A 7,018-nucleotide genomic window follows, 5' to 3' on the forward strand; every position below is an offset into this window, starting at 1 on the left:
ACTTTGTTATTGGCGAATTAAATCATCGCCATAACCAATCCACTTATATGTAGTTAAAGCTTCAAGACCCATTGGGCCTCGGGCATGTAATTTTTGAGTACTAACAGCTACTTCTGCACCTAAACCAAATTGCCCACCGTCGGTAAAGCGTGTTGAAGCATTGACATAAACTGCAGCGGCATCAACCAAATTGACGAATTGCTGGGCATTAACTAAATCACGCGTTAAAATTGCTTCGGAATGTCCACTACCATAGTCACGAATATGTTCCACCGCGTGTTCAAGGGAGTCGACAATTACTACATTCAAGTCTTTTGATAACCATTCTTGGCGTAACTCATCATCTTTTACTGCAAAAGTATTTGCTATACCGGATTTTAAGATTTTATACGCATTTGCATCAGCGTGTAATACAACATCATTATCAGCCATAATTTGGCTAAGTTTGGGTAAAAATGTATTGGCAATTTTTGTATGTATAAGTAATGTTTCAAGTGCATTACATGTACTTGGGCGCTGAGTTTTAGCATTGACAATAATAGAAAGACCTTTATCAAAATCAGCCGTTTCGTCGACATAAATATGGCAGACGCCAATACCACCAGTAATGACTGGAATTGTTGAATGTTCGCGACACAATGTATGTAAAGCTAATCCACCACGTGGAATGATCATATCGACATATTTATCGAGTTTAAGTAATTCAGTGATGTATTTACGATCAGGATTATCAATATACTGTATAGCTGTTTCGGGTAATCCGACTTGAGATAAAGCCTGTTGAATAATTGAGATTGCGGCGGCATTGGTATGTATTGTTTCTTTACCACCTCGTAATATTGCTGCATTACCCGTTTTTAAGCAAAGTGCTGCAATATCAATCGTTACATTTGGTCGTGCTTCGTAAATGACTCCAATAACTCCAAGTGGTACTCTGTGACGTTGTAACTTTAATTTATTGTCTAACGTCGAACCATCAATAACCTGACCAATTGGATCTGTCAATGAAACCACTTTTTTTAGGTCATTAGCGATAGAGGCTAAGCGTTCAGGTGTTAACAATAAACGATCTAAAATAGCAGCGCTTAACCTTTGCGTTTTAGCAACTTGGATATCTTGTTTATTCGCTTCAAGGATAATTTCACTATGCTGTTCTAATAACTCTGCAATTATGGTTAAAACTTGATTTTTGGTTGAAGTGGGGCATTGTGCTAATTGGTATGATGCAAGTTTTGCTGCTTTACCCATTTGTTGTAACATTGTTATTGTCTCTAAAGTTTATTTTTAAAATTCTACTTGTTAAGCGTTATTTTCGCTAAAATAATTTTTTGCATAACGTTAATATTATATTGAAATTTGACAAGAAATTTTTATTTCATTATTTACTCGGTGTTTTCCTACATTTTATTCATCTTTAATGCCGATGATAGATATCAAAAATATACTTTTCTTGAAAAGAAGTAAAATCTAAGTAGGATATAACAATAATATTTTTCTATTTAAGTATTGCTGTATGAATGAAAATAAGAGCAAAGAACAGTGCTTCTTTGCTCTAATAAGCATCAATTTATGACTCTTTATCTTTTAAAACTGTACGTAAAATATTTAAAAGTTCTGTTTTTGTGTCATTATTTAAAACACTTAAAGATATCTTTAAAGTAGATTTCTGTTTACTTATTTTATCACAGTATTCTATAAATATTTTTTTACGCTCATATCTAACAGATTTGATTTCATCAAAAAGCACGCTTATATCGCTTTTTACTGGTGCAGGTTGAGTGTAATAAAATCTTCACCAATGGTAATATATACCATAAAATATTGCCAAATTGATATGACTAGTACCAATAGTAACAATGTAGTGTTATACCATAATTCTGGAACTATGACTAACATTACTATGATAGCAATAATACAAACGAAAATACGGAACATTGCCAAATATCGTGCATAAAATTGTTTAATGGTTTGATTTTTTGATTCCATTTTTTTATTCTATATATTGCAATGTCCTTTTATGTTCTAAAAATTGCGTCTTTCATCTAAAGATCTTGCATTTTCTCGACTCATAATTTTTCTTCCACCGAAAACACCAATCAATCCTAATGGTACAAAAAAAATACTACCTATAATGATTAATACACCTCCAATTTTTTTATTGTTTGTTGCAATAATTAATCCTATAGTAGCAACCAAAACCGAAATAATAGCAAATGGTAAAAGTGTTCGAGATGCCTCATCATAGTTTAATGAAGTATTAAGATAAAATATTAATACTGCCAACCAATTGGCTATTATTCCACCAATAGCTAATCCCATAATTTTCTTTCCTTGTTGTTTATTGTTTAATTATCATATCGTCACGGTGAACAGCAACGTGTCCATATTCATAACCAATAATTTGACTAATTTTTTGAGAATGATGCCCAGCAATTTGTCTTAAAGCATCACTGTTATAACGACTGACACCGCGCGCAATGCGTTTACCGGATTTATCGCAAATATCAATAACTTCACCACGAGAAAAATCTTGTTCTACATTGATAATCCCTTTAGGCAATAGTGAACTACCATTATTTAATATTGCATTAACCGCACCATCATCTAATTGTACTATGCCAGCTTTAGGAGCACCAAAAAGCCAGTGTTTTCGATGTTCTAATGGCGTCTTTTGAGGAATAAATCGCGTACCGACAGGGTGATTATTGATAATATCAATGATGACATTGGCTCTGTTTCCTGCCGCAATCACAACTTCAATACCTGCACTGCCAGCAACTTTTGCTGCTTGTAGTTTTGTTGTCATACCACCAGTGCCAAGCCCTGAAACACTATCACCAGCAATGCTGAGTAATTTATCATCAATATGATCGACTTCATGAATTAACTTGGCACTTTTATCTGATCTTGGATCGGCTGTATAGAGGCCTTCAATGTCGGTTAATAAAATTAGCTTATCGGCTTCGGCTAAAATAGCGGCTAGCGCTGATAAATTATCATTATCGCCAACTTTTATTTCGGCGGTTGCAACAGCGTCATTTTCATTAATAACTGGAATGATATGATTATCCAACATGGCTTTTAACACATCTTGCGCATTTAAAAATCGCTCACGATCTTCAAGGTCGGCACGGGTAAGTAACATTTGGCCAATATAGATTTTATAGATAGAAAACAGTTGTTCCCAAAGCTGTATTAATTTACTTTGGCCAACCGATGCGAGCAATTGTTTTGATGCAACATTATTAGGTAGAGTAGGGAAGTTTAAGTATTCGCGACCTGCTGCAATTGCGCCAGAAGTAACAATAATAATTTTATGTCCATCTTGATGTAAATTCGCACACTGCCTTATCAGCTCAACTATCCGTGCCCGATCGAGTTGTTTTGTGCCATCAGTTAACACACTGGTACCTAATTTAACAACAACAATTTGTTGTTTTTTATTGATCATAACATTGCACTTATTTTTAGCTGTGAATTATAAATTAGACTCCATCCATTTTACTGATTGAGTTAAAGCTTGATGCAAACTTTTTTGTAACTGGTTTTTTTGCACTGTTACTATTTTATTTTGCTTAATTGAATGAATCAATTTCGCTTCACAAAGATTACTTAGCTTATCATTCTCAAAGATGATATTCATTACTGGTACATGGCAAGCATGCGTTAAAAGACCTTGATTTTTTAGTGAAAAATATTTCAATTCAGCCGCTAATTGCTGATTGGATATTGAAGGTAGTCCTAAGCAACTCGCTAACATATCTTTGTAACTATTGGGTAGATTTTTTTGCAACTCATTATCTACAAAAATTTGATGAACAAACGGAGTAAAGTTAAATAACCCTCTTATTTTGTTTGGCATTAAATAGGCTAAGCGTGTAGCAATATTCGAACCAAACCGAAAACCTGCAATAAACACACGATGATCATCAATCCATGGTACAGACGACAATTGCTCTAATATAGCCTGATGAATTTTGCTACTATTTTGGGTTAAAGCAAAGTTACGGCTATAACCAATCGTCGGTAAATCAACGGTTAACATAGCAAATCCTTGAGGGGCTAAAAACTCACTAAAATAACGATAATAATCGATCTGCAAATTGCCTAGCGCATTACAAATTAGCACAACAGGGCAAGCCTTTCCAGTTTTTGGTAGATGCAAAATTGCTTTGACGCGACGATTATCAACTTTAAATTCAAGTTCCTTAATCAAAAATGGTGAAAAATTAAGGGCTTTTGCATAAGCTTGATAAGCACAAGTTTGGGCATACATTGCCAGACCATCATTTTTAAAATGGGGATAACTGGCAATACTTGAAAATTCACTGGCTATAAGGTAATAATTGAGTAAATTATTTTTATCTTCATAGGTAAGATTTGTTCTAACAATCGACTCTGCTTTTGCTTGCCAGATTGCTGCTTGGTTTAAAAATTCATAAACCCAGTTACCAGATTGATAACCAACAACCGTATCTAGCCAGTTATCATTTGTATGATGTCTAGTTGAAGCGGCAATTTTGGATAAAACCGCTTCAGCTTCTAATTTAGGTAATCCACGCCAATGCCACAAAATGGGATTAATAATGCGATACCATCTTGAATCAATTTCCCCATCTAACGCACTAATACTACTACCATCACTACTATCGATACGATTTATGAGTGTTGATGTTTCAGGATAATCAAATTGTGGTTTAAATATCTGTGCCGTTAGATTTTCGGTAGTTGCCATAACAACCTTAATTTCCTTATTGATTATTTATGATCACAAATTGGCTTAACGAACATGACACCAGTATCCCAAGGTTGTTCGATCCAAGTATCTTGATCGATATCAACAACATAATCATCAACAAGTGGTTTACCTGCTGGTTTTGCAAAAATAGTAACAAAGTGTGCTTTTGGATACATTTCGCGGATAGTATGAGCGGTGTTACCTGTATCGACTAAATCGTCAACGACAATAAAGCCTTCACCATCGCCATTTGCCTGTTTTAATATTAGTTTTTCGCGTTGATGATCATGATCGTAACTTGAAATACAAACCGTATCGACATAACGAATACTTAATTCACGCGCTAAGATCGCCGCTGGCACTAATCCGCCACGACTAACGGCAATAATACCTTTCCATTGATTAGCAGGTAATAGGCGTTCTGAAAGTTGGCGTCCGTAGGATTGTAACATTTCCCAAGTGACATTGAATTTTTTCTTTTCAGCAATAAGTTCTGCTTTGTGTTGTTTTTTTGCTTGGATTTCTGCTTCTGTTAATAAAGTTTGTTCTGTTGACATGTGTAACCTGCAATTTTAATCGGATGTACGAATAAATAAATATTAATGGATTAAAAATAGATGTAAAATTGCACCTTATTATAGAGTGATTAGTAAAAAAAAACCACTCATTAATTTATTACTTACTTAATATTGAGGTTAAATTATGCTTTCTACCTTAACACCCAAATTGGTTTGGCAGATTTTTGATGATATCTGTAAAATTCCGCATCCATCTCACCATGAACAAATGATAACCAAATATATTGTCGATTTTGCCAATACCCATAATATTGATTGTAAACTTGATCAAGTGGGTAATATTTTACTCACTAAATCCGCTACCAAAGGCATGGAAGCGTGCCCGTCGATTGTATTACAAGCACACATGGATATGGTGCCACAAAAAAACGAAGGCACGAGTCACAATTTTTTAACCGACCCAATTCAAGCTTATGTTGATGGTGAATGGGTAAAAGCCAAAGGTACAACATTAGGGGCAGATAACGGAGTTGGGCTTGCATCTGCGTTAGCTGTTTTAATCGATCCTGCTGTTGAACATGGGCCGATTGAAGTGTTGATAACGGTATCAGAAGAAACCGGTATGCACGGCGCCTTTGGTTTACAACCTAATTGGTTAAAAAGCCACTATTTAATTAACACTGATTCTGAAGACGAAGGCGAAATATTTACTGGTTGCGCTGGCGGTGTTGACTTTACCACAACGTTTGCTGTTACTTATGCAGTAATACCTGAAAAACATGATTGTTATATGAGCATTTCGCTTAAAGGGTTAAAAGGTGGACATTCAGGTTGTGATATTCACCTTGGTCGTGGTAACGCAATTAAATTAATGGCTCGTTTTTTCGCGCAATATTCACAAGATATCTCGTTTAGATTAGCCGATATAAAAGGCGGATCATTGCGCAATGCTATTCCAAGAGAAGCCTTTGCTGAAATCACACTAAATAAACAAGATTTACCTAAATTAGAAACTATTGTTAAACAATATCAAACTATTTTACACAGTGAGTTAGGTCATGCAGAGCCTGCTATCGAAATAACTTTATCGGAGGTTGAATCCAATAAAGTAAAACGTGTATTAACCACTGAACATCAAAATAAGATCATTAATTGGTTAAATATAGTACCTAATGGTGTGGTTAGAATGAGTGATCGGCTTCATGGTGTGGTTGAAACATCACTAAATTTCGGTATTGTTAATATTGAAGATAACCAACTTAATGTCCATTTTTTAATTCGCTCTCAAGTTGATAGTGCTAAAGATGCCGTTGTATCAACATTGATATCTCTTAGTCAACTCGTGAATGCCAATTATGAAATAAGTGGCGGTTATTCAGGGTGGGAACCTAATTTAGATTCACCACTACTAAAACTAGCCAAAGATAAATATCACGAAATTTTTTCTCAGCAAGCAAAAATAATGGTGATCCATGCAGGGCTTGAATGTGGTTTATTTAAACAAAGTTATCCAAATATGGATATGATTTCAATTGGACCAACGATTGTTTCGCCACATTCACCAGACGAAAAAGTTAACATACAAAGTGTTTACCGCTATTGGGAATTATTGATAGCGATATTAAAATCAGCAAGTTTTTTAAAATAACCTACCGCATTACCTGCCGATCTTTATCGGTAGGTATTTAAAGTTGTTTGCTTGTATTTATATTCACTCAAGAAAATAAAATAATAAAGTAGATTCACTTAAAAGATTAGGACA

The 7,018-nt window shown here is 34.7% G+C and carries 7 protein-coding genes; 1 reads left to right on the forward strand and 6 read right to left on the reverse strand.

Annotated elements, in window-relative coordinates:
- Positions 1-6: 6 nt before the first annotated feature.
- From proA to gpt, 6 genes are all read right to left on the reverse strand, one after another.
- Positions 7-1,260, reverse strand: a complete 1,254-nt coding sequence (gene proA, locus A9G23_RS03425; RefSeq protein WP_065586278.1) for a glutamate-5-semialdehyde dehydrogenase — start codon at positions 1,258-1,260, stop codon at positions 7-9.
- A gap of 501 nt (positions 1,261-1,761) precedes the next feature.
- Positions 1,762-1,986: a hypothetical protein gene (locus tag A9G23_RS03430; protein ID WP_065586279.1), complete on the reverse strand. Its 225-nt coding sequence runs from the start codon at positions 1,984-1,986 to the stop codon at positions 1,762-1,764.
- A 36-nt stretch (positions 1,987-2,022) separates the two neighbouring features.
- Positions 2,023-2,319, reverse strand: coding sequence for a hypothetical protein (locus A9G23_RS03435; protein WP_065586280.1), 297 nt, complete (start codon positions 2,317-2,319; stop codon positions 2,023-2,025).
- A gap of 19 nt (positions 2,320-2,338) precedes the next feature.
- Positions 2,339-3,451, reverse strand: a complete 1,113-nt coding sequence (gene proB / locus A9G23_RS03440) for a glutamate 5-kinase (protein ID WP_141670040.1) — start codon at positions 3,449-3,451, stop codon at positions 2,339-2,341.
- A gap of 27 nt (positions 3,452-3,478) precedes the next feature.
- Positions 3,479-4,735: an alpha/beta hydrolase gene (locus A9G23_RS03445; protein WP_065586281.1), complete on the reverse strand. Its 1,257-nt coding sequence runs from the start codon at positions 4,733-4,735 to the stop codon at positions 3,479-3,481.
- A gap of 23 nt (positions 4,736-4,758) precedes the next feature.
- A complete protein-coding gene (gpt, locus tag A9G23_RS03450; protein WP_081296926.1) occupies positions 4,759-5,295 on the reverse strand; it encodes a xanthine phosphoribosyltransferase in 537 nt (178 codons plus the stop codon).
- A 145-nt stretch (positions 5,296-5,440) separates the two neighbouring features.
- Here gpt and A9G23_RS03455 point away from each other — a divergent pair, with 145 nt between their 5' ends.
- A complete protein-coding gene (locus tag A9G23_RS03455; protein WP_065586282.1) occupies positions 5,441-6,904 on the forward strand; it encodes an aminoacyl-histidine dipeptidase in 1,464 nt (487 codons plus the stop codon).
- Positions 6,905-7,018: the final 114 nt, after the last annotated feature.

Source organism: Gilliamella sp. App4-10 (genome assembly GCF_001690495.1).
GTDB lineage: Bacteria > Pseudomonadota > Gammaproteobacteria > Enterobacterales > Orbaceae > Gilliamella > Gilliamella apicola_G.

Coding starts and splice junctions, on each gene's coding strand:
- proA (WP_065586278.1), bottom strand. CDS start 1,260: ATGTTACAACAAATGGGTAAAGCAGCAAAACTTGCATCATACCAATTA.
- A9G23_RS03430 (WP_065586279.1), bottom strand. CDS start 1,986: ATGGAATCAAAAAATCAAACCATTAAACAATTTTATGCACGATATTTG.
- A9G23_RS03435 (WP_065586280.1), bottom strand. CDS start 2,319: ATGGGATTAGCTATTGGTGGAATAATAGCCAATTGGTTGGCAGTATTA.
- proB (WP_141670040.1), bottom strand. CDS start 3,451: ATGATCAATAAAAAACAACAAATTGTTGTTGTTAAATTAGGTACCAGT.
- A9G23_RS03445 (WP_065586281.1), bottom strand. CDS start 4,735: ATGGCAACTACCGAAAATCTAACGGCACAGATATTTAAACCACAATTT.
- gpt (WP_081296926.1), bottom strand. CDS start 5,295: ATGTCAACAGAACAAACTTTATTAACAGAAGCAGAAATCCAAGCAAAA.
- A9G23_RS03455 (WP_065586282.1), top strand. CDS start 5,441: ATGCTTTCTACCTTAACACCCAAATTGGTTTGGCAGATTTTTGATGAT.